This window comes from Methylotuvimicrobium buryatense, assembly GCF_005931095.1.
Classification (GTDB): Bacteria; Pseudomonadota; Gammaproteobacteria; order Methylococcales; family Methylomonadaceae; genus Methylotuvimicrobium; species Methylotuvimicrobium buryatense.
Genome location: NZ_CP035467.1, coordinates 2,602,395 through 2,624,989, shown reverse-complemented (window position 1 = coordinate 2,624,989; position 22,595 = coordinate 2,602,395). Strand labels below are relative to the sequence as shown.

20 protein-coding genes are annotated in these 22,595 nt (G+C 47.2%); 11 read left to right on the top strand and 9 right to left on the bottom strand.

The window, feature by feature from the left end; translation table 11 throughout:
• Window positions 1-246 precede the first annotated feature (246 nt).
• The 5 genes from EQU24_RS11740 (at window position 247) to ylqF (ending at window position 7,333) form a co-directional block, all read left to right on the top strand.
• Window positions 247-1,659 carry an N-acetylmuramoyl-L-alanine amidase gene (locus EQU24_RS11740; protein ID WP_017839319.1) on the top strand — a complete coding sequence of 471 codons (1,413 nt, stop codon included), beginning with the start codon at window positions 247-249 and terminating at the stop codon, window positions 1,657-1,659.
• 646 nt (window positions 1,660-2,305) lie between these two features.
• Window positions 2,306-4,123 carry a DNA mismatch repair endonuclease MutL gene (gene mutL, locus EQU24_RS11735; RefSeq protein ID WP_017839320.1) on the top strand — a complete coding sequence of 606 codons (1,818 nt, stop codon included), beginning with the start codon at window positions 2,306-2,308 and terminating at the stop codon, window positions 4,121-4,123.
• Window positions 4,124-4,130: 7 nt separating this feature from the next.
• Window positions 4,131-5,069 (top strand): tRNA (adenosine(37)-N6)-dimethylallyltransferase MiaA, encoded by a 939-nt coding sequence (gene miaA, locus EQU24_RS11730; protein WP_017839321.1) that lies wholly within the window; start codon window positions 4,131-4,133, stop codon window positions 5,067-5,069.
• Between the two features lie 46 nt (window positions 5,070-5,115).
• A complete protein-coding gene (locus EQU24_RS11725) occupies window positions 5,116-5,919 on the top strand; it encodes a DUF2272 domain-containing protein (protein WP_017839322.1) in 804 nt (267 codons plus the stop codon).
• A gap of 493 nt (window positions 5,920-6,412) precedes the next feature.
• On the top strand, window positions 6,413-7,333 hold the full coding sequence (ylqF, locus tag EQU24_RS11720; RefSeq protein ID WP_026130012.1) for a ribosome biogenesis GTPase YlqF: 921 nt from the start codon (window positions 6,413-6,415) through the stop codon (window positions 7,331-7,333).
• Between the two features lie 130 nt (window positions 7,334-7,463).
• Here the strand turns inward: ylqF and EQU24_RS11715 are convergent, their stop codons facing one another.
• Entirely contained in the window at window positions 7,464-8,135 is a 672-nt protein-coding gene (locus EQU24_RS11715; protein WP_017839324.1) for a DUF6655 family protein, read from the bottom strand.
• A gap of 398 nt (window positions 8,136-8,533) precedes the next feature.
• Here EQU24_RS11715 and EQU24_RS11710 point away from each other — a divergent pair, with 398 nt between their 5' ends.
• The 3 genes from EQU24_RS11710 (at window position 8,534) to EQU24_RS11700 (ending at window position 9,866) form a co-directional block, all read left to right on the top strand.
• The gene (locus tag EQU24_RS11710; protein ID WP_017839325.1) at window positions 8,534-9,094 is read left to right on the top strand and encodes an IMPACT family protein; all 561 of its coding nucleotides are present in this window, start codon (window positions 8,534-8,536) and stop codon (window positions 9,092-9,094) included.
• 246 nt (window positions 9,095-9,340) lie between these two features.
• Entirely contained in the window at window positions 9,341-9,613 is a 273-nt protein-coding gene (locus tag EQU24_RS11705) for a type II toxin-antitoxin system Phd/YefM family antitoxin (RefSeq protein ID WP_026130013.1), read from the top strand.
• On the top strand, window positions 9,594-9,866 hold the full coding sequence (locus tag EQU24_RS11700; protein ID WP_017839327.1) for a Txe/YoeB family addiction module toxin: 273 nt from the start codon (window positions 9,594-9,596) through the stop codon (window positions 9,864-9,866). The genes EQU24_RS11705 and EQU24_RS11700 overlap by 20 nt, the downstream gene beginning before the upstream one ends.
• 51 nt (window positions 9,867-9,917) lie before the next feature.
• On the opposite strand, the gene EQU24_RS11695 is transcribed toward EQU24_RS11700, so the two are convergent.
• From EQU24_RS11695 to EQU24_RS11675, 5 genes are all read right to left on the bottom strand, one after another.
• Window positions 9,918-10,670, bottom strand: coding sequence for a hypothetical protein (locus tag EQU24_RS11695; protein WP_017839328.1), 753 nt, complete (start codon window positions 10,668-10,670; stop codon window positions 9,918-9,920).
• A complete protein-coding gene (locus EQU24_RS11690; RefSeq protein WP_017839329.1) occupies window positions 10,670-11,011 on the bottom strand; it encodes a hypothetical protein in 342 nt (113 codons plus the stop codon). Before EQU24_RS11690 ends, EQU24_RS11695 begins: the two co-directional genes overlap by 1 nt.
• A gap of 92 nt (window positions 11,012-11,103) precedes the next feature.
• Window positions 11,104-12,066, bottom strand: a complete 963-nt coding sequence (locus EQU24_RS11685; RefSeq protein WP_017839330.1) for a phospholipase D family protein — start codon at window positions 12,064-12,066, stop codon at window positions 11,104-11,106.
• A 429-nt stretch (window positions 12,067-12,495) separates the two neighbouring features.
• Complete coding sequence (locus EQU24_RS11680; protein WP_017839331.1) at window positions 12,496-13,860, bottom strand: NAD-dependent succinate-semialdehyde dehydrogenase; 1,365 nt, start codon at window positions 13,858-13,860, stop codon at window positions 12,496-12,498.
• 194 nt (window positions 13,861-14,054) lie between these two features.
• On the bottom strand, window positions 14,055-14,444 hold the full coding sequence (locus EQU24_RS11675) for a hypothetical protein (protein WP_017839332.1): 390 nt from the start codon (window positions 14,442-14,444) through the stop codon (window positions 14,055-14,057).
• Window positions 14,445-14,845: 401 nt separating this feature from the next.
• Between EQU24_RS11675 and EQU24_RS22395 the strand changes: the two genes are divergently transcribed.
• Window positions 14,846-15,043: a hypothetical protein gene (locus EQU24_RS22395; protein WP_175421683.1), complete on the top strand. Its 198-nt coding sequence runs from the start codon at window positions 14,846-14,848 to the stop codon at window positions 15,041-15,043.
• Between the two features lie 83 nt (window positions 15,044-15,126).
• Here the strand turns inward: EQU24_RS22395 and lpdA are convergent, their stop codons facing one another.
• From lpdA to EQU24_RS11660, 3 genes are read right to left on the bottom strand one after another with little or no spacing between them, the layout of a single operon-like run.
• Window positions 15,127-16,563, bottom strand: coding sequence for a dihydrolipoyl dehydrogenase (lpdA, locus tag EQU24_RS11670; RefSeq protein WP_017839334.1), 1,437 nt, complete (start codon window positions 16,561-16,563; stop codon window positions 15,127-15,129).
• Between the two features lie 13 nt (window positions 16,564-16,576).
• On the bottom strand, window positions 16,577-17,824 hold the full coding sequence (odhB, locus tag EQU24_RS11665) for a 2-oxoglutarate dehydrogenase complex dihydrolipoyllysine-residue succinyltransferase (protein WP_017839335.1): 1,248 nt from the start codon (window positions 17,822-17,824) through the stop codon (window positions 16,577-16,579).
• A gap of 1 nt (window position 17,825) precedes the next feature.
• Window positions 17,826-20,651 carry a 2-oxoglutarate dehydrogenase E1 component gene (locus EQU24_RS11660; RefSeq protein WP_017839336.1) on the bottom strand — a complete coding sequence of 942 codons (2,826 nt, stop codon included), beginning with the start codon at window positions 20,649-20,651 and terminating at the stop codon, window positions 17,826-17,828.
• A 152-nt stretch (window positions 20,652-20,803) separates the two neighbouring features.
• Between EQU24_RS11660 and EQU24_RS11655 the strand changes: the two genes are divergently transcribed.
• Window positions 20,804-21,508, top strand: coding sequence for a DUF2914 domain-containing protein (locus tag EQU24_RS11655; RefSeq protein WP_017839337.1), 705 nt, complete (start codon window positions 20,804-20,806; stop codon window positions 21,506-21,508).
• Between the two features lie 617 nt (window positions 21,509-22,125).
• Entirely contained in the window at window positions 22,126-22,443 is a 318-nt protein-coding gene (locus EQU24_RS11650; protein ID WP_017839338.1) for an H-NS histone family protein, read from the top strand.
• The last annotated feature ends 152 nt before the right edge of the window (window positions 22,444-22,595 follow it).

Here is a 22,595-nt window from a genome sequence, read left to right as displayed (position 1 = left end):
TTTTGAGTATAAAGGGAGTAGGAAAGGACAAAAAAGACCAGTCGGTTGCGAAATATATAAAATGCCCGTTCCTTAGCGTCTAGTTTCGGTGTTCAAGTTTTAAAGATATAGAAAAGTTAAAAAATCATAATGTCTGCTAATTTTAATTGAACTTGATACTTATCGAAGTTAAGTCAGGAAATTTAGCGGCAAATAGTCAATGACGGGGGATTTTCCGTCGGTAAAATAGCAAGCTTGGGTTGGATCATGCGTAGTTTTATCAATATATTATTCATTGCGGTGTTGCATTTCTGGGCAGGGTCGGCGTTTGCGCAACAAACGGCGGTTAATTCCTTGAAGCATCAAATTTCTTCCGATCACTCCCGGATGATTTTCGATCTGTCGACGCAATTTTCACACAAAGTATTTCAACTGGATAAACCACCACGTTTAGTTATCGACATCAGTGATGCTCGCTTAAACGGAAAACTTGATCAACCGTCTTCCAATCATCCGTTGTTTAAAAAAATTCGAAGCGCGGTTCGGAACGACAAAGATTTGCGAGTTGTCGTCGACTTGAAAAAGAATGGAATAGCTAAGAGTTTGACGATTCCGTCTAGTCAATCCGGCGGCTATCAACTAATGATTGATTTGTTTGCCAAACAAGATGTTGCTGCCAAACCGTCCGTTACACGGTCGGTTTCATCGCATCCATTGGTTTCAAAGCGAAACTCCTCCCCTAATGCCGCTAAAAGTCCTTCCCCGAGATCAGAAGCATTAGCTGTCGCTTATAAGCCGGTAAAAAAATCGCCGCAACGCAGCAAAGATGTTGTGATAGCTATCGATGCCGGACATGGCGGTCAGGATCCTGGAGCAAAAGGCCCACATGGCACTCATGAAAAAGATGTAACTTTTGCAATCGCAAAAAAATTGGCGGCATTGATCGATAAAAAATCAGGAATGAGAGCCGTAATGGTGCGTCAAGGCGATTATTACATCGATCTGAAAAAACGTATGAAAATCGCCAGAGAGTCAAAGGCCGATTTATTCGTATCGATCCATGCCGATGCCTACGATAATCCGAATGTAAAAGGCGCATCGGTTTTCACCTTGTCCAACAAAGGCGCGACGACCGAGATGGCTCGGTGGTTAGCCAATCATGAAAATTCCGCCGACCTGGTTGGGGGCGTTAGTCTAGTCGATAAAGACGATGTATTGGCGTCTGTGCTGCTCGATTTATCGATGACCGCTACTCAAGAAGCTAGTCAAAATGCAGCCTCTAGCGTTCTTGGCAGTCTCAGGCAAGTCGGTCATTTGCATTCCCGATCGGTGCAAAAAGCTGGATTTTTAGTGCTTAAATCACCCGATATTCCTGCTATTCTGGTTGAAACCGCCTTCATCTCGAATCCCGATGAAGAAAGCAAGCTTCGTAGTGTCGCTCACCAAGACAAAATGGCCCGAGCAATTTTCAACGGCATCGACAGTTATTTTCAACAGGCTGCACCGGCCGGAACACAGATTGCCGAACAAGGCCGGCAACATGTCATCAGTCGGGGTGAAACCCTGTCGGGCATAGCCCAGCAGTATGGTGTCAGTATGCAAAAAATTAAAGCGACCAATGCGATGAATGATAATCAGGTTAGGATCGGCCAGGTGTTGAGTATTCCGGTTGATGGGTGATTTTTAAAGGTGAAAGAGGAAAGACGAAAGGTGAAAGGTGAATCGGGGTTTGGTTTACCAGTCCTGTTATCTATACCTTTCGCACTTCAAATTTCGGGAATGCCAGAGGAGGCGCCGGGGTGTTCGACAAAGGCTTTGCCAGCATGGAGCTGGCATAGAGCCTACAGGGACGTATTCACGGCGTCCTTTGACGGCCACCCCTGCGCCGAATTTTGATATACGATGAGTATATAAACATAAATGAGCAGTTGAGGCTTCACCAGGCCGGTGAAAGTGTTGTAGATCCTTCATGCTTTGACTTGGCTCAGCACGAACGGTATACAACGCATGCTAACTGCTCTTTTCAGGATAAGAAGCACTTTATCCACGAAACACGCGAAAACACGCAGATTTTTGCTTGTTTTAATTGGCTTCCCACCTAAGGCGGCACTGCCATTAAGTTAAGGATTTTTCCGTTCGCCCTGAGCCTGTCGAAGGGTGAATGGAAAAATCCTGGGTCGATAAGTTAAGCCGTCCATGGTTCGACAGGCTCACCACGAACGGATTAACCTTAAACTGTTCCGCATTAAGTGAGTAGCCTTGTAATTCAAACTGACACGGCTTTGACCGATCGGCTAAAATAGCCGATTTGGTTTCAGACTGTTCAATGCGTATTCATTCTCTTCCGACTCAACTCGTCAATCAGATCGCCGCAGGCGAGGTCGTCGAAAGGCCTTCTTCGGTCGTTAAGGAGTTGGTCGAAAATTGCTTCGATGCCGGGGCTACGTCTGTTGCCATCGAAATCGAGCAGGGAGGCATGCGCCGGATCAAAATTCGAGACGACGGCTGCGGTATCGACAAGGATGACCTGCCGCTGGCATTGTCTCGCCATGCCACCAGCAAAATCGCAACGCTCGACGATTTGGAGCATGTTTCGACAATGGGTTTTCGCGGCGAGGCCTTGCCAAGCATTAGCTCGGTCGCCCGGCTGACGTTGATTTCCAGAACCGAGGCTGCCGATTGCGCGTGGCGAGTCGATGCGGACGGTTCCGAGCAAAATTTCGATCCGAAGCCTGACCCGCATCCTCAAGGCACGACCGTCGATGTGCGCGATTTGTTTTACAACACCCCGGCGCGCCGAAAATTTCTCAAAACCGAAAAAACCGAATTCGGTCATATCGAAACGCTGATTAAACGCATGGCGTTGAGCCGTTTCGATATCGGATTTGTCTTGACGCATAATCAACGCGGAGTGTTGAATCTGAAACCGGTCACGACCGAGGTACAGCGCGAACAGCGTATCGCCGGCATTTGCGGTTCGGAGTTTATCGACAATTCGGTCAAAATCGATTTCGAGGCTTCGGGTTTGCAATTGACCGGATGGGTCGGTTTGCCGACTTTCTCGCGAAGCCAGCAGGACATGCAGTTTTTTTATGTCAACGGCCGTTTGATCAAGGACAAGTTGGTCTCGCATGCGGTTAAACAGGCTTATCAGGATGTGCTTTATCACGGCCGCCATCCGGTATTCGTGCTGTATTTGAATCTCGATCCGGCTTTGGTCGATGTCAACGCGCATCCTGCTAAACTCGAGGTCCGTTTCAGGGAAGGTCGTCTAGTCCATGATTTTCTGTATCGGGCGCTGCATCGGTCGTTGGCCGATTTACGGCCGGGGAGTCAAGAACAACGGTCCAATCCGATCGAAGAATTCGTTCCGATGCCGCCGCAAACTCCGGAGCAGCCACCCGTCAAGCCGCAAGTCCAATTACAATCCAAGCCGAAGCAAAATACGCTGCCGCTGCATGTCGAGGAGGATATTCGCGCTTACGCCTCACTGTATCCGGCGGTCGAGCCGGAACCTGAAAGCAAAAGCCCCAAGCCCGCACCAGCCGGCGAAGAGTCGTATCATCCTTTGGGGTATGCCGTCGCGCATCTGCATAATATCTATATTCTTGCCGAAACGCCGAAAGGCATCATTCTGGTCGATACGCACGCCGCGCATGAGCGCGTCACCTATGAACGCTTGAAGCAACAATTCAATAACGGTAGCGTGCCGAGTCAGCCATTGTTGTTGCCGATCAAGATCGCGGTCAGCGCTGGTGAAGCCGATTTGGCCGAACAGCACCAGGATTTTTTCAATGCGCTCGGATTCGAATTGAACCGCTCGGGTCCTGAAACGATCGTGTTGCGTTCGGTGCCGGTATTGTTGGCCGGCGGCGATAGCGAGGCACTGATTCGGGACGTGTTGGCCGATATCATCGAGCACGGCTTGAGCACGCGGATTCAGGAAAAAGCCAATGAAGTTCTTGCGACGGTCGCTTGTCACGGCTCGGTCCGAGCGCGCCGCCGTTTGTCGATCGACGAAATGAATGCCTTGTTGCGAGACATGGAACGGACCGAACGCATCGGGCAATGTAATCATGGACGCCCGACTTGGGTCGAACTATCGACTCAGGAACTGGATAAATTTTTCCTGCGCGGACGGTAAGCGTATCGTGAACGAAAAAGCCAAACCCACGGCGGTTTTTTTGATGGGGCCGACAGCTTCCGGCAAAACCTCTTTATCGGTGCGACTGGCCGAAGCGCTCGATGCCGAGATTATCAGTGTCGATTCGGCGCTTGTCTATCGCGGTATGGATATCGGCACCGCCAAACCTACGGAGGCCGAAAGAGGCGGTATTGTGCATCATTTGATCGACATTCTCGATCCGAGCGAGGCATTTTCGACCGGACAATTTCGATCCCGAACGCTGGAATTGATCGCGGATATCAGCGCGCGCGGCAAATTGCCCTTGTTGACCGGCGGCACGATGCTGTATTTCAATGCGCTCAATCACGGATTGGCGCAACTGCCGACCGCCGACGCTGCGGTCAGGGCTGAACTGGATAAAGAGCTCGAACACATCGGCAAGGAAGCGATGCATCGGCGACTGGCGCAAGTCGATCCAGACTCCGCCGCGCGTATTCATCCGAACGATCCGCAGCGGGTGCAACGGGCGCTCGAGGTGTATCGATTGACCGGCAGAACCTTGACCGAATTGTTCAGCGAAGCAGAGACCCAGCCGCTTCCTTTTCGCGCGGTCAAATTGATCATCGCGCCGCAGGACCGAAAACTACTACACGAAATCATCGCAAAACGGTTTCATCAAATGTTGGAACAAGGCTTGGTCGAAGAGGTGGAAAAACTTTATCGGCGCGGCGATTTATCGGAAAAAATGCCGTCGATACGTGCGGTCGGTTACCGACAAGTGTGGTCGTATTTACAAGGCGAATACGAGCATGCCGAGATGACCGAGAAAGCCATCGCCGCGACCCGGCAATTGGCGAAGCGGCAGTTCACCTGGTTGCGTCGTGAAAGCGATGCTCACGCACTAATCAGCGGCGATCCGAAAGCATTGGACCTCGCTTTGCGGTATATTGTCGAGCCGGGTTGAGCCGTATTCTGGAGGAGCCGTGTCTAGACTTTCGATAGCTTGTAGGATGTGCACCGCGTACCTGTTGCAATGGATAAGACGCCCCGAATCTTTTCTACGATCGCTATTTTGGCTGCCGATACTGTTGATGTCCGCTTGCACGACACCGGTCAAGGACGGGACGTTTCGGATCATGTATCAAAGCGGTATGGATCCGGTTTTCGCGATTCCTTCGGTTCGGGAACGCATGATCTATTTGGCGCAACAGGAATGGTCTCTATTCGGACGTCCCATAGCCGACTATAACGGCGGCGAACCCGAATTGATTTTTACGGTAGACAATGAAGCGGCGCACGAAACCCAAGCACCTTATTTCTCCCGAGTCATTCTTTATTGGTACAACGCGACGCATTTGCCTTTATTAAATCACGAAGGTGAAGTTCGACCCTGGTCGGCTGCCTTTATTGTTTGGTTGGCGCGTAGCGCCGGTGTGTCGGAACAGGATTTGCCTTCGACTGTGCTGCATTGGGACTATATCCAACATTCGCTGTCGGCCGGAAAAAATGCCCGCTTTATCGCCCGCGACGCGCATTTTTTCAGTCCTAAACCCGGCGATTTGTTATGCGCGCCGCGCAGCGAAGTTTTTACGCAACAAGTCCAGTCATTCAAACAATTACGCAGAGGGCCTTATCATTGCGACTTGGTCGTGGCCAAAAACTACGATGCACTCGAAGTGATCGGCGGCAATGTGCTCGATGCGGTGTCGATGACGCGCGTGGAATTGGATGGCAAAGGTATTGTAAAGCCGACCCAAGAGCGCCCTTGGTTGATTGTTTTGGAGCAGAGGGAAGGGAATAAAGATGAAAGGTGAAAGGGGAAAGGTGAAAGGGGAAAGATGAAAGATGAAAGATGAAAGGTGAAAGGTGAAAGGTGAAGGGTGAAAGGTGAAGGGTGAAGGGTGAAAGGTGAAAGGTGAAAGGTGAAAGGTGAAAGGTGAAAGGTGAAAGGGGAAAGGGGAAAGGGGAAAGATTCCGCTGCCTTGCTTGGGAAAGCTATACTCGAAGCTCTAGCTTCGCGATATAGAGGCATAAAGTGGTGCTATATGTGTATCATCGCATGTACCGCGACATTCCTCGTTGCCAAACTCCAGCGTCCAGTAACGACAATAAGATAGGCAGAAGCCTGCGATACGAATGAACGGATCATTACGTGATTAAGCGGAGGTCTTGTCATCGATAAGCTTCAGATGCATTTGTGACAATTAGAATGGAAACGTTGCGAACGGTTTTATAACACCCGTTCGGAGCTTGAAAGATAAAAGGTGGGCTTGGTTTATGATTTTTATTGGAATTTGACGATTTATTATGCATATACAATGGTATCCGGGGCACATGCACAAGGCTGGGAAGGAAATCAGGGAGATTGCACCTCAGGTCGATTTGTTCATTGAAATTCTCGATGCGCGCATTCCGTTCAGCAGTGAAAATCCACTGTTGGCGCAACTTCGAAGCTCTAAGCCTTGCATCAAGGTATTGAATAAATGCGACTTGGCCGACTTTGATGCAACGCGGCAATGGCAAGGTTATTTGGAGCGCGAACAAGGCGTGAAGACGCTAGCGCTCAGTATCGAACAACCGGAAAAAATCAAGCAGTTGCCGGAATTATGCCGCAAATTGCTGGCTTTTGAAGAGTCGGATAATCGATTGATTCATGCGTTGATCATGGGCATTCCGAATGTCGGGAAATCCACATTGATCAATGCCTTGGCCGGACGAGTCATCGCTAAGACTGGCAATGAGCCGGCTGTCACTAAATCTCAGCAGCGCATCGCAATCGGAAACAATATCGTTTTGCTCGATACGCCAGGCATGCTCTGGCCGAATTTGGAAAATAAAAATACCGGCTACCGGCTCGCGGTGACCGGCGCGATCAAGGATACCGCGATCAAGCATGACGATATTGCGTATTTTGCCGCCGAATTTTTGCTTAAACTTTATCCGAATTGTCTAGTTGATCGATTCAAGCTCGATCCTCTTCCTAACAACGAGCACGACTTGATGCTTGCTATTGGGAAAAGCCGAGGTTGTTTGCGCTCCGGCGGCCGAGTCGATCTCGACAAGACCGCTAAGATATTGTTGTCCGAACTTCGTTCGGGGATGTTGGGCAGACTCACGCTGGAAACGCCGGCGATGATGGAACAAGAATTGGCTGAGTTGGCCGTGATTAGAGAGCAGAAGGCAGCGAAAAAGCAGATGCGAAAGCAAAAACACAAAGGTGCTCTTTAAGCTTAAATTCCGTAGTCAGTCCACAAAAATCACGAAATATACGAAAGTAATCATAAAGCATAACTATTTAAATATTTTCGTGGACAAAATGCCGTTTATAGGCTTAAGCAAGCCTTGGCTATCTTCAGGTCTAAAATTCGCCATTGATCAATAAACGTTCATGAAGCCTGAGACTTTCATGTTCGTCGCGGGCATTTTCCGGTACCAAATCGGAATCGGTCCAGCTGATTAATAACACCGTCCACTCAACGAATCGAGAAAAACCATAGCTTGGCTCAATAACACTTTCCAGCGTGCCTTCCTTGGCGTCATACACAGACAAGCCAATTTTGGCGATGCCTTCCAGTTTATTGTTGCCCAGTAAAACGATTTCCGGTATCGGAATGGTTCCCGTCAGCGGAATGGGGACGTTCAGGTCCGGTAGTCCCAGCCAACGGCTTTTGTGTTGATTGATCGACAAGGCGCCCAAACGAATTTCGATAATGGAATCGGCCTCCTTTCTATCCCTGACAACGGGGTATCCAAGAGTCAATAACTGGTTCTTGATCGCGCCTATGGCATATTTAGCATCGGTGCTGACGGTATCGAAATATTGAGTGTCCAGGAAGATTTTATGGTGTTTCGGTAAATCAATCGCTAATTTTTGCGCGGCGTGATCGGCAGCGGTGGAGAGTAGAAGTTGTTCGGTCGCGGTCCGCGCCGGCAAAGATTCCCTTACCGTCGAACAACCCGTTAAAGTTAGGGCGAAAATCCCGATGATGGAGCAATAATAGCGTAGGCAATAATTAAAAGGGGTAGTCATAATTGAACAAAGGTTGATCCTAAATTTGGCAGTCAGTCCACGAAAATCACGAAATAAACTAACGTAATCATCCGGTTACATATACCCATCGCACTTCAAATTTCGGCATTGACGCATGGAGATGTCGGGGTGTTCGGCAAAGGCTTTGACAGCAGGGATGCTGTCACAGAGCCTACATGGACGTATTCGCGGCGTCCTTTGACGGACCCCCCGGCGCCGAAATTTGACCAGCAAAGGGTATAAATCTCTTGAGTCACCCACGGGGTAAATAGCTTGAGTAGTATAACTAATTGAATATTTTCGTGATTTTTTGTATATCTCGTGGACAAAAATACTTTTTCTAGGTTTATAGCCAGGTGACGATTCGTTATTAAATCCTAAAGAAATCGAGAATAAAAATGCAGTACATCAAGTCGCGTCATACGATTGAAGACATCATCAAAAAATCGCGTTTTATCGGCGTCATTATACCTGTTGCCGATGAGCAGGAGGCTTTGCAATGTCTCAGGCAGTTGGCGGCCGACTATCCGGATGCCAGTCATATCGCTTTCGCTTATCGAATTCGGACGGAGCAAGTATTCATTTGTCGTTTTCATGATGCCGGCGAGCCGTCCGGCACGGCCGGCAAACCGATTTTTCAGCATTTGGAGGGCAAAGATCTCATCAACGTGTTAGTCGCGGTGATTCGTTATTTCGGTGGCGTGAAACTCGGCGCCGGTGGGTTGACGCGGGCTTACGGCAACGCCGCGAAGCATGTCATCGAGTCGGCGGAAATCGTTGATTATGTGGAACTGACAAGTGTCAGATTAACGCTTGCCTATCCTCAAATGCAGCAGTTCGAGTATCAACTCAAAAAGTTGGAAGGGCGAATTATTCAGCAGGATTTTTCCGAGCAGATCGATTTGCTGGTTGAATTACCCGCCGCCAACCAAGAGGCTTTGTTCAAGTTTTTATCGTGACTAGGTTTTGCTTCTTTCCACAGTTCCCGCTTTTGCGTGGCATAGGTTGACCTTAAGGATTCGCGCGAGAATGGGCAATAGTAACTATGGATTCGGTCATAAATAACTTCCCTATTTTTAACGCCGCCAACACGCGCAGCTTAGAAGTGAAGGCGAAGCCGCAACGAAAAAGCTGTCGCTGTGCTTGGCCTTGTTAGGGCACTTGACGTATACTTGTACGGAAACTCCGTACATCAAGGTGCCATCATGGATACAATCAGTGTAAACAAATTTAGAGACAACCTGAAGAGCGTTGTAGAACAAGTGGTTAGCAGGCATGAACCACTCAAGGTAACTCGACGAGCCGGAGAGGCATTCGTTGTAATGAGCGCCGACGACTGGGAGCGAGAGCAAGAAACGCTTCATGTTCTTCAAAGCCAGAGCCTCATGCAACAGATTGCCTACTCCCTTGAAACCCACAACCGTGGTAAAGGCTATATACCGACTGAAGAGCAAATGAATGAGATCACAGGTATTTGAAGGCAAATCCTGGGAAGCGTATGAAACTATGCGCGAGAAGGACAAACAATTGCACAAGGCTTTGTGTAAATTACTCAAGGAAATGCTGCGTTCAAACGACCCTGCTTCAGGTTTAGGGAGGCCTGAGCCACTTAAGCACAACCTCTCTGGCCTTTGGTCCAAGCGGATATCACAAAGAGATCGTTTGATATATCGGTTTGACGAAAGGTCCATTTATATCTTCGCTATTGGTGGTCACTACGATCAGCTCTAACGCCGCATTCAGCGGCTTGTCCGCTGCAATGCTTTGTTATGCGAACTATTTTTAGTCAGCAGCACGAGCTTTAATACTCTGAATCACTTTTTCTCGGAACTCTCCATGTCCGTGAGTTGCTCTCGGGTGAGCAATTCTAAAACATTCAATATTTGAAAATTCGCTATTAAATGGCCTAAACTCCCAGTATTTACCAGATATAACTTCGCCATTTTCATAGCCACTAAAGTGCTCTTCGAATAGATCCCTTATTACTTGATCAACACCAACAAAGCCAGCAGCAAAAATAATCACGTCTGGCCTCAAGCATTTTATCTGAGCTGCAAGAAGCTTTTTAGAAATTTCTGTTATTTCTTCTAGCTCATTTTTCGGGCGTGTTCTAGGGCTTTTTTTGTTGTAGTCCCAAGCAAATAAATTCCCATAAATAATTGACTTAGGGTTAATTTCAAGCTCCTTCGCCAGCCGAAAAAAGTACTGCTTAAAACGACTTCGAGTTTTTGTAATAACTTTCCCGTCCTTACTCACTGGTAGATGTATTTTGTAACGCCCAGTGGCCTCTTGCACAAGATCGGAAATTTTATTATTTTCAGAAAACTCTGCTATACGCTTGATTGTATTCTTTTGATTGTCTGTATTCCAACCAGAAGTTTCTCGGCCAACCAACATTATTTTTAGGCTAGAGTTCCAGTACTCATCAAACGGGGCAGGCAAGAATACACCAGAGTACTTATCTTCATTATGGTTAAATGAGTCAAATTTTAGCTCTCTTAAAATCCTACCATACTCATCAAGCAGCGCCTCCATTACGAGTCTCCTTTGGAAAGGTGAGTTGAGCCATCTGGCAACCATTCGATGCTCAAGTCACCACCAGCGAAGCGAACAATCCCTTCTTTTTTTGGCAACTCGTTACATTGGCCTCGGTGTGCAATAAAAACATCTAGAAGCTCAATCAGATGCAACTTGAAACCAGACTCCGTAACCTGATCGAAAATATCCTCTTCAAGTGTCCAAGACGTGCCACTCAAGCGGTCTTCATCATCTTCTGCACGGAAAACCACCTCACCTGTAACTTTCACAATGTCCGAATGTTGCTTAGCCAGCATGGCAAGGCGTGCTGCTTCAAAGTTTTTATCGAAATTCGACATAACTTTTCCCTTTTGCTCCTTTTTCTTTCAGCTTACGCTACCCGAACGACAGATTGTGTCGCAGAAGCGCATAACGCCATGGTCAGCTGGAGCTATTTGTTAGCACTCTTTATAACGTCTTGAATTTCGGCTCTTCCAAGCTCCGTAATCTCTCGTTCATACCAATCTCCAACTCTATTTTTAATCTCACTCTTGATTTCGTTGCTTAATCTAAATGGGCGCGTGTAACGTTTTTGCTTATATGAATAAATATAGTTAATCCCATCTTCATGGAGGATCCTATCGAATGAATAGAAATCTGCATATGACCCTTTGCTATTCATACAAAGTACAAGATCACCTTGGCTATATGGGAGATCTGCCTCGTCGCAGTCGTATGTAAAGAAATCCCGTAACATGGAAGCCGGTTCTTCATCTGAGTCCTCTTTCAGCAGTTTATGTGCTTCCTCAATGGTGTCTTTGGTATGTCTGGAGTCCCAAATTAAAACAGGTATTAGCTGATTTTCCTCTGCGGAAAGCCACTCATTTCCATCGCCTGCCCGTACAGATCTAGCTCTTCCGGCCTGCATACGGCGATGGTTCTCTCTGTACTTTTGGAGATAATCCTCAAAATGCGCTCCATCGCAACTAACTACATTGTTTGATGATTTAATTGCAGCCAATTCCTTTATATAGCTTTCCAATAGCGTCTTATTTTCTATTACAACGCACGTGTCTCGCATCAGACTCAAACCGGTAACAGTAAAATTGGCACTGCCAATTATTACCGTTTCCGGTTCTATCAAATAAAGCTTCCAATGAATGCTACTTTGATAGCCAAAATCGACAAACAGAGAGAAATTATCATTTGCAATGTTCTTACAATGATCAAATAAATCTGGAGATGAAAATGAGTTTATAGTTCCAATCAATAATTCCAACCTGTTTCCATGATCAAGCAGCAAGTCAATAACGCTTTCTGTACCGCTAGCGAATGCAGAGACAATGGTAACTTCTCGCTCACGAATATCCTCAAGGAAAGAGGCGAGATTTTCTTCGTTATTTAGGATTTTCATAAAGCATCACAGACTGGTTGACTTTAGGTGCTAACAAATTATTGTCCCGACCGGGCTAACATACGGCTTTTCCTGCTTTATTGTCAAGAATGCTGCTTCAACGCTAGATGCTCTAAACAGTATAACCTATTTTTCATTCATGATAAACCGATCGGGATAATTCCAAAGCCACGTTTTGAATGACCGCAATTACCAACTCAATCGACAGTCAAACATCTAAATTAAGAGACCGGTTTGGGTCGTATGCGAACCCTCGACCCATAAAGCAAGTAACCATCCACATAGGAGTTGCTGTAAGATTTAGCAAAGCGCCGACCGGCGTAAGGTTTGGGGATAGCTGCCTGTTAGTTTGAGTATAGATGCTTGATTGCCAGTCCTGGTACCCGTTTTGCGTCGTCTTTCCAAGGCTCCTCGCAATGACAGTAGTAATCATTTAATCCAGATCGTCTTGGCATTCACAAACTCGCGAATACCATGATGCGATAACTCACGCCCATAACCGGAACGTTTGATACCACCAAACGGCATCCGCGGATCGCTTTTTACCAAGCCGTTCACAAATGCCGCACCGCATTTTAGCTGCCGCGCCACGCGTTCACCGCGCGCGTTGCTTTGCGTCCAGACACTGCCGCCTAGGCCGAAGTCGTTGCGGTTGGCAATAGACACTGCATCATCTTCATTCTTGGCGCGAATCACGATTGCGACCGGGCCGAACAGTTCTTCGTGCCAGGCACGCATACCGGGTTTAACATGATCAATAATGGAGGCTTGGTAATAAGCACCACTGCCGGCTTCCGGTGCACAACCGGTGATAACCTTCGCGCCCGCCTCGATGCTTTCAATCACCTGCTTATGTAATTCATCGCGCAGGTCATGGCGCGCCATTGGTGCCAGGGTGGTATCTACACTCATTGGATCACCCGTACGCAGATCTTCTACAGCGGCTTTGAATTTTTCCAGAAATGCATCGGCAATCGCATCCACCACGATAAACCGCTTGGCCGCGATACAGCTCTGGCCACCATTCATATAACGCGAGGTCACACCCTGCTTTACTGCCAGTTCCAAATCGGCATCATCCAGCACGATAAAGGCATCCGACCCGCCCAGTTCCAGAACGGATTTTTTAATATTCGCACCGGCTGCTTCCGCCACCGATTTTCCGGCCGGCTCACTGCCGGTCAAGGTCACAGCCTTGACTCGTGGATCATCGATCACACCACGTACCTGTACTGATCCGATCATCAGTGTCGTGAAGACCCCTACGGGAAAGCCGGCCTCCTTAAACACAGATTCAATTGCCTGCGCACACTGCGGCACATTCGAGGCGTGTTTCAATAATCCGGTATTACCCGCCACCAGTGCCGGAGCCGCAAAGCGAAAGACCTGCCAGAATGGGAAGTTCCATGGCATCACCGCCAGGATGATCCCCAACGGCTGATAAGCGACCAGGCTCTTGGCGGCGTCGGTTTCGATATGTTCATCTTCGAGGAACCCCGGCCCGTGTTCGGCATAGTACTCACATACCCAGGCACACTTCTCGATCTCACCGCGCGATTCCTTGATCAGCTTACCCATTTCCTGGGTGATGATCGTGGCCAGCTCTTCTTGACGTGCCCGCAAGACCTCTGCTGCCTTATGCATCAGCGCACAACGTTTTTTGATCGGCGTGTCGGCCCACGGCCCGGCTGCCAGTTCGGCAACATCCATTGCCTTGGACAACCGGGACGCTTCCCAGTTGTCCAAGGTCAGTATAGTGCTACCGTCAACGGGGTTGATTGCATGAAAGGCCATTGGCTGCTCCCTGAGTCAATAAAAGTTTGCTATGCTGCATTATTAAATGGACTTGGATTCAATATTACGAAATAACCATGAGGAGTAACGTGACACGAAGAATTAGATCGTCGATTTTATAGCCTTTTCTTCATTGTCTTCATGATGTATTCGCCAATACTTTCAAAGTTTAAGAGTCGTGGGAAACTGAAACATTACAAGGCGAAATTCAAAAGAGTCAGTCCGACCCATACGAAACCGATCGTTGTTATCGCAAAACTGACAATCGTATAAGCTTTCCAAATGGGTTTATCCCAAAAATTGGGGTCGAAAGCCGCGATAACGAAAACGCCGGGATTAGTCATTCCGCCGATGACGACAAGCCAGCAGGCCAAAACCGGCAGCGGAATTTTTACCGCATAAAAAGCTAAACAAAACAGTGCCATCAGTACAAAATCGACATGGGCTCTGACCATCGTTTTATAGTCTTTTAGAAAGCCGCCGTCGATGCCTTCGATAGGAAACCATTTGGCAAAGGTCATGAGCCATGCCGAGGCCAATACCGCGAAAATCATTAATACGGCTCCGATAAGTAATATTTCCATGTTATTGCTCTTTAGTTTTAAGTTAAGTTAAATAGAAGTTTAAAGCGGAAACTATTCGGTCCGCTTCTGTTTCGCGGACTGGCTGCTGAATTACTGTGAAAGTTCGTAGATTTAGACCCTTTTATCTAATCTTTCGATATGCAACATAATGTCGGTTTCGAAGAGAGTGCGTTCTAGTCGCCGTCGAGCCTACACGGACGTATTTACCCAGCACCTAAATTATCTCTGTAATCAATCATGGCGAATAGGCTATGGAATTTAAGTGCTGGGTACGGCGTCCTGTCTGACGAGTGTTCGCACCCTGCACGCCTCAAGCTTTCATCGTCCGGGGTGATGAAAGCTTCTTCATGAACGTTACTGTGAAAGTTCGTAGATTTGGTCTCTTTATCTAATTTTTCGATATGCAAAAGCTCAGCAACGAAAATGCCGGTTCCGAAGAGGGTGCGGTTGCTCGACTGACAGGCGTCGGCGGCAGGGACAGCCGCCGTCGAGCCTACAAGGACGTATTCACGGCGTCCTGTCGGGCGAGTAACCGTACCCTCCCCACACGCCCGAACTTTCATTTGTTGGGGCGATGGCCGGGCCTTCATGAACGTTAGGTTAAAGGTTCGAATATATAGACTAAAGACGTACGCCCAACCTGTTTGTTCTCGGCTTTTATATTATTTGCCAAAAAACCATATCAAGGAAGATGCAAGGATCGGTTTTCTATTGCTAGTGCTGCCTCATGCAAGACTTCCGAAATGGTGGGATGGGCGTGTATGGTTCTAGCTAGGTCTTCGCCGCTGGCCGAGAATTCCATCGCTAGAACCGCTTCGGCAATTAATTCGGAAGCATTGGCTCCGATGAAGTGTATGCCTAGAATCAAGTCGGTTTCCGCATGTGTGATGATTTTGACCAGACCTTCGGTTCTGTCGATCGATTCGGCCCGGCCATTGGATTTCAATGTGAATGTGCCGGTACGATATTTTTGCCCAATGGCTTGTAGTGCTTGTTCGGTTTGTCCGACCCAGGCGATTTCAGGGTCGGTATAGATGACGCTCGGCATGATGTTATAGTTGATCGGATTGTGCCGGTTGGCGATATGCTCGGCTACGAATACGCCTTCTTCTAAGCCTTTATGCGCCAGCATCGGCCCAAGCAAGGTTAAATCGCCGATCGCATAAACGCCGGGGACCGTTGTGCAGCAGTTTTCGTCGACATGGATATACCCGTTTTCATCCAAAAGCAGTTCGGCTTCGGGGGCTGCAATATTTTCCGAATTAGGCTTTCTACCCGTAGCTACGATCAGTTTGTCGAGTCGTAGCGTATGGCTGCCTTCTGGATTTTGATAGTCCACGACGACCTTGTTATTAGTTTTTTTAGCCGAGGTGACGCGAGCTCCCAAACGTAAATCCAAACCTTGTTCGGAATAGATTTTATAGGCCTCTGCTGCGATTTGGTGATCGACGATCGGTAAAAAAGATTCTTGCGCCTCCAGCAAAATCACTTCGGAACCCAAGCGTTTCCATATTCCTGCAAGCTCCAGACCGATGACACCCGACCCGATGATTCCGAGTCTTTTGGGAATATTGGTCATGTTAAGCGCATAGGTCGTATCGACGATAAACTCGTTGTCGATCGGCGCACACGGGAGCTCGATGGAAGTGGAGCCGGTTGCCAGTATTATGTTGGGCGCATTGAGTATGATTGGTTTGGCGCCGTCGGCGGGTGATACGCTGACCTGGTCGGCGTTGAGTAGCTTGCCTTGGCCATGATAATAATTGATTTTTTTTTCGGCGAAAATATTGAGGATTTGCCGGCTTAATCGCGCTACTTTTTCATTTTTTCGGCCTATCATCTTCGACAGGTCCAGCTTTATGTTGTCGACCGATATGCCGTGATCGGCAAGCCCATGCCGCATTAAATCGTAGATCTTGGCCGACTCGAGCAGCGCCATCGAAGAAACACAGCCGGCGTTGATATAAGTCCCGCCCAGACAAGGATCGCCATCGATATTGGTCCAATGATCAACACAGGCTGTTTTCAGCCCCAATTGGGCGGCTCGGATCGCGGCGACATAGCCGGCAGGGCCGGCGCCGACTACGATAACATCATAAGTTGATTCGGGTTTTGACATGGCAGTGAACCGTTTATATGTTAAGCAATAAGTGCGCCGGAGATTCCAGGCACTCTTTAATGGTGACCAAAAATTGCACCGCTTCGCGGCCGTCGACCAAGCGATGATCGTAAGATAAGGCAAGGTACATGATCGGTCTAACGACTATTTGTCCATTTTCAACGACGGGTCGATCCTTGATTGCGTGCATACCTAAGATCGCGCATTGCGGCGGATTTAAAATCGGAGTCGATAGCATTGAACCGAAAATGCCGCCATTGGTTATCGTAAACGTACCGCCGGTCAGGTCTTCAAAACTAATGTTGCCCTCTTTGGCTTTTTTGCCGAAATCGGCGATATTTTTTTCGATGCCGGCGAAATCCAGTTGATCAGCATCGCGAAGAACCGGAACGATCAAGCCGCGCGGCGTACTGACCGCGATTCCGATGTCATAGTAGCCGTGATAAATGATGTCGTTACCGTCAATCGAGGCATTGATAGTCGGAAATTTTTTCAAGGCTTCGATCGATGCTTTGACGAAAAAAGACATGAAGCCCAATTTGATATTGTGCGTTTGCTCGAAGCGGTTTTTATATTGGTTTCGTAAATCCATCACATGATGCATGTCGACTTCGTTGAAAGTCGTTAGCATCGCGGCGTTTTGTTGCGCTTGCAGCAAGCGTTCGGCAATTTTGGCTCTAAGCCGAGTCATTGGGACCCGTTGTTCGGGCCTCAATGCAGCCGGAATCGTGGCCGGTTTCGAATCCGTTTTTACGGTTTCCGGCAGTGTTTTTGTACGGGACGATGTTTCGAGAACAGGTTCGTCCTGCAAATATTCGAGAATGTCGTTCTTGGTGATGCGGCCGTGTTTTCCCGAGCCGCTAATAGCCGACGGGTCGAGGTTTTTTTCAACGACGAGCCTTCGGACCGCGGGACTCAAAGGAATGTTGGCCGACGCGGATTCCGGTGCTTTTTCAGCGGCCTGTTGCGGTAAATTGTCGGCATCGCTTGCAGGCGTAACGGCGGTTTCTTCAGTCGCGGCGCCTTGCGGGTCGATGATGGCTAGCACTTCGCTACCGACCACAATGTCGCCGTCGTTTTTCAGGATTTTCGTTAAAACGCCTGATTCGGGCGCTGGCACTTCGAGTACGACTTTATCGGTTTCGAGATCGACGAGATTTTCGTTTTTTGTGACTCTATCCCCGGGTTTTTTTTGCCAGTTAATGAGTGTGGCATCGGAAACGGATTCAGGCAGATTAGGAACGAGGACTTCAATGCTCATGTTATTTTCCTGTGTGTTTTCCAAACAAAGCGGTGTTAACAACCTGTTGCTGTTGTTCAAGATGCTTCTTGAAATTGCCTACGGCGGGCGCTGCGGAAGCCGGGCGTCCGGCATATTGCAGATTGATTTCGGTTGCCAGCGTATCGACGAAATGGTGTCGGATCTGATACCAAGCGCCTTGATTTTTGGGCTCTTCCTGGCACCAAATCAAGTGTTCCAAATTCGGGAAACGATCGATTTCTTGTTTAAACCGATTATTTGGAAACGGATACAGTTGTTCTATCCTGACAATCGCGACATGATCGAGTTCGTGCTCTCGTCTGGCTTCCAAAAGATCATAATACACTTTGCCGGAACACAGTATCAGACGAGTTACCTTATCCGGTTTAATCGGGTCAATTTCACTGATGACCGTCTGAAATCTGCCTTTAGTGAGACATTCAAGCGATGATACGGCAAGCTTGTGTCGCAGTAAGCTTTTCGGAGTCATGACGATTAACGGTTTCCGATAAGGGCGTAGTAATTGTCGGCGGAGAAGATGAAAGATTTGTGCCGGAGTCGTCGGTACGCAAACTTGGATGTTTTGTTCGGCGCAAAGCTGCAGATAGCGCTCCAGACGCGCGGATGAATGTTCCGGGCCTTGTCCTTCGTAGCCGTGCGGCAGCAGCATCACGAGACCGCTCAAACGCCCCCATTTTGTTTCGCCCGAACTAATAAATTGGTCGATGACCACCTGGGCTCCGTTGGCGAAATCGCCGAACTGTGCTTCCCAAATTACCAGGGTTTCAGGGGCGGTAGTACTGTAGCCATATTCAAAACCCAATACGCCCGCTTCGGAAAGTAACGAGTCGTAGATGTAAGCTCGGCCTTGTTCGGAATCCAGGTGGTTGATCGGCAAGTAGGTTTTGCCGTCAATCTGGTTATGTAAAACGGCATGTCTGTGAAAAAAAGTACCTCGGCCGACATCTTGTCCGGTCAAGCGCACATTACGTTTTTCCAACAGCAAGGTGGCATAAGCCATGTTTTCGGCAAACCCCCAGTCCAGAGGTTGAGCACCGGCAGCCATTTTATTTCGGCTATCCATGATTTTGGCAACCCTGGGGTGTAATTCGAAACCGGTCGGCAGGCACTGTGACCTTTTATTACAGAACCGGAGTACATCGAGCGATACCGAAGTTTTACAAGAAGCAGTCCACTTAGCGTGATGGTATTTTTCCCAAAGCGCCGAATAGGAATAAACCTTGTTGCTGAGAACGGGGCGCGACACGACCATGCCGGCTTCCAGCATTGACACATAATCATTTTCGATATTTTGATCCTCTTCAGGCGTGATCAACGCTTCGGATATGAGTTTTTGAGCATAGATTTGCTGAGTGGTCTGATGTTTGCGGATTTTTTGATACATCAATGGTTGGGTTGTTGCCGGTTCATCGGCCTCGTTGTGGCCTAATCTCCGATAGCATATCAAGTCGATGACAACATCCCGGTTGAAAGTCATCCGAAAATCCAAGGCCAATTGCGCGACGAATGACACCGCTTCGGGGTCGTCTCCATTGACATGGAAGACCGGGATTTGCGCCATGCTGGCAATGTCGGTGCAGTAATAGGTCGAACGGGCATCTCTTGGGTTGCTGGTGGTGAATCCGACTTGGTTGTTGATGACGACATGAATGGTGCCGCCGGTTGAGTAAGCACGGGTTCCAGCCATGTTTAAGGTTTCCATGACAACGCCTTGTCCGGAAAAGGCGGCGTCGCCGTGGATTAAAATAGGCAGGATGGTGTTGAAGCTATTGGGACCGTAACGATCTTGACGGGCTTTAACCGAACCTTCGACGACCGGGTTGATGATTTCCAAATGCGATGGATTGAAGGCCAGCGTGACATGAATAGGCCCGCCGGGGGTGGCAATATCCGACGAAAATCCCATGTGATATTTCACATCGCCGGAATTCATGCCGGGCGTTGAGGTGTGCATGCCTTTGAATTCGTCGAATAGGACGCTTGGGTTTTTTCCAAGAATATTGACCAAGACATTCAAACGCCCGCGATGGGCCATGCCGATGACGATTTCCTTGATTTGCTTGTCGCCGCCGCGTTGTACGATATTATCTAAAAAAGGGATCAGAGACTCGCCGCCTTCCAGTGAAAACCTTTTTTGCCCGACAAAAGTGCGATGCAAATATTTTTCGATGCCTTCCGCCGCAGTCAATTGCTTATGGATGGATAGTTTTTCCTCGGCTGTTAAGTTTGGCTTGGCGCGGGTGCCTTCGAGCCGGTTTTTAATCCAGCGTTTGACATCGGTATCCACGATATGCATGTATTCGCTACCGATGCTACCACAATAAATTTCTTTCAGTCTGCTCAGGATTTCTCTGAGCGGAAGTCTGTCTTCACCATAGAGTGTGCCGGTATCGAAAAGTGTATCCATATCGAGCTCGGTCAGTCCGTAATACGCAGGCTCAAGATCCGGAACTGATGGAATCGATTTATTCAGTGGATTATTGTCGGCAATTTGATGACCTCTAACCCGGTAATGATTGATAAGCCGCGCGACCGCCGATTGTTTTTTTACGCTTTCTTCGGTAAAGCCTTGCAACTTAGCCAGGCGGCCTTGAGATTGTTGGGCTAGGCTGGCGAATCTGTCAACGATCGGACTATGGATGATCTCCTGTGCCATGCCGTTATGCAGATTCTTGAACGTGTGTCTCCAACTGGGGTCGACCGAGTCGGGGTTTTGCAGGTACTTTTCATATAAGTCTTCGATAAATACGGCGTTTCCGCCATAAAGTGCGGAAGATTCTTGAAATAACTTGAGGAGTTCGCTCATGGATGATTTCCGTTTAATCTGAAGCCAATGCCGATATCTTAGGGGGAAAATGCTATATTACCAAGTATTAAAGTGCCGCCTGTTATAAAAACCAGCCTACATGACTGAATGCGGCGGCGCAAGGTTGTGACTTAGTGGACCGGGAAAAGTTTATGGCAAATGCAAAAAAAATTGTAATCAAAATTAATCGATCCGGAAGAGAACAAGGCAATATGCCGAGAAACTCGGCGCCTTCCGAAATTGTTATCTGGAATGTCAGGCGAATCGTATTGGCTGTAATTATTGCTATTTTATTTATAGTAATTCCTTATTTTTATCTGAGTAATGGATTAGAAGATAAAGTTGACAGAAAAACCGATCAGGCTTCGCCCAAAGGAATAGAGAAGGGGGTTTCTCTAGCTGAAAAAAAAGTAACTGAGAAAAAAGATCAGCCGACTACCGATAAAGATCGCCGGAATATAGAGGTTATTTCTGAGTCGACAAAAAAAGCTCCAATTGACCAGCGATTTAAGACAATAAGCCATTATAAGGTTACTAGGGGCTTATTAACTAATGCCATTGTTAACAAAGAACCGGTAAAAGAGTTAGTTTCACCCTTCATTATCGGAGAAAAAAAGTCAATTCAACTTTACTATTTTACTGAGCTCAAAGATATGAAAAGCGAATCGTTTTTTCATCAGTGGGTTAAAGATGGTGTGGTCGTTGGGAAAATACCTATTAATCCGCAAGGTAATCGTTGGAGAGTCTCGAGTAACAGGGTATTGATTTATTCGGATGTCGGGCATTGGATGGTTCAATTAATAGATAAAAATGGATTAATTTATAACGAAATTATTTTCGAGGTGATGAGTGATTAAAATAAATGTAAATATTCAGCTCCTTTCTTAAACCCCTTTCTTCCTTAGGTCATGAGTGTCTCCACTACATTGGTCCCCCAAGGGTAAATATTCAGTCCCCCTCTTTGAAAAAGAGGGGTTAGGGAAGATTTTTTAAATAAATCCCCCTCAATCCTCCCTTTTCCAAAGGGGAGGCAAAGTTCCAGCTTGTTTTAAACGGAGGGGTCAGAATAATTACAAATAATATCTATGGTATCGGTAAGGTTCTTGTTTGATTTTCCTATTTATCATCCCTAACTGCTAAACTCCAACCTCTACTGCTCGGGGCGATGCGAAAATAACCTGATAAACAAACTAAATTTGATTTAAAAGTCATTTGGCTTAATTTGTTTTTATTAAAACTTTGAGTTGTTGCTCATTTGATGTTTTTTTAGTTACAATTATTCAATAGTTTCCTTGAATAAAGAAAAATCATTTTAGGTGTATTAATCTTTGAACACTGGAAAATCTATTTACAAAGCATAATCATTTGTTTCATGTGATTATGTGTAAACCGACGACTTAAGCATTTGCCATGTTAACTTGAGTTTTTTTGGATCTTAATAAAATGAAACTTTACATTAAGTGGGAATTTACGCATGACCGATTTTCAGAATCTTTCAGAAAATGAATTACAAGCTGTTATTTTAAATGCTGAAAAAGCGCTTAAAGCCAAGCAAGCAAATAAACGTAAAGAAGTTATAAATCAGATAAAAGAACTTGCTGCATCTATCAATGTTACCGTTGAATTTATTGATGATGAAAAAAAATCCGCTAGAAAAGGCATTAAAGTACCTGTTAAATATCGACATCCAAACGACCCCGACAAAACATGGACTGGACGTGGTGTTATGCCTAAATGGCTCCAGTCTTTAGTTGAACAAGGTCGTGATCGTTCGGAATTCGAAATTGATTAGGTTGTTTATAGGGTATAACAACTTAGATTGTTAAGTCAGTAGGGAAATAACGTAACGTTATTGAGTAAGGTTTTAAGCTTTTTGTTTTATTTTAATGGGGGGGGGGGGCTTAGTCAGGTCGGCAATTATGATTATAAATAATTGATGAGCCG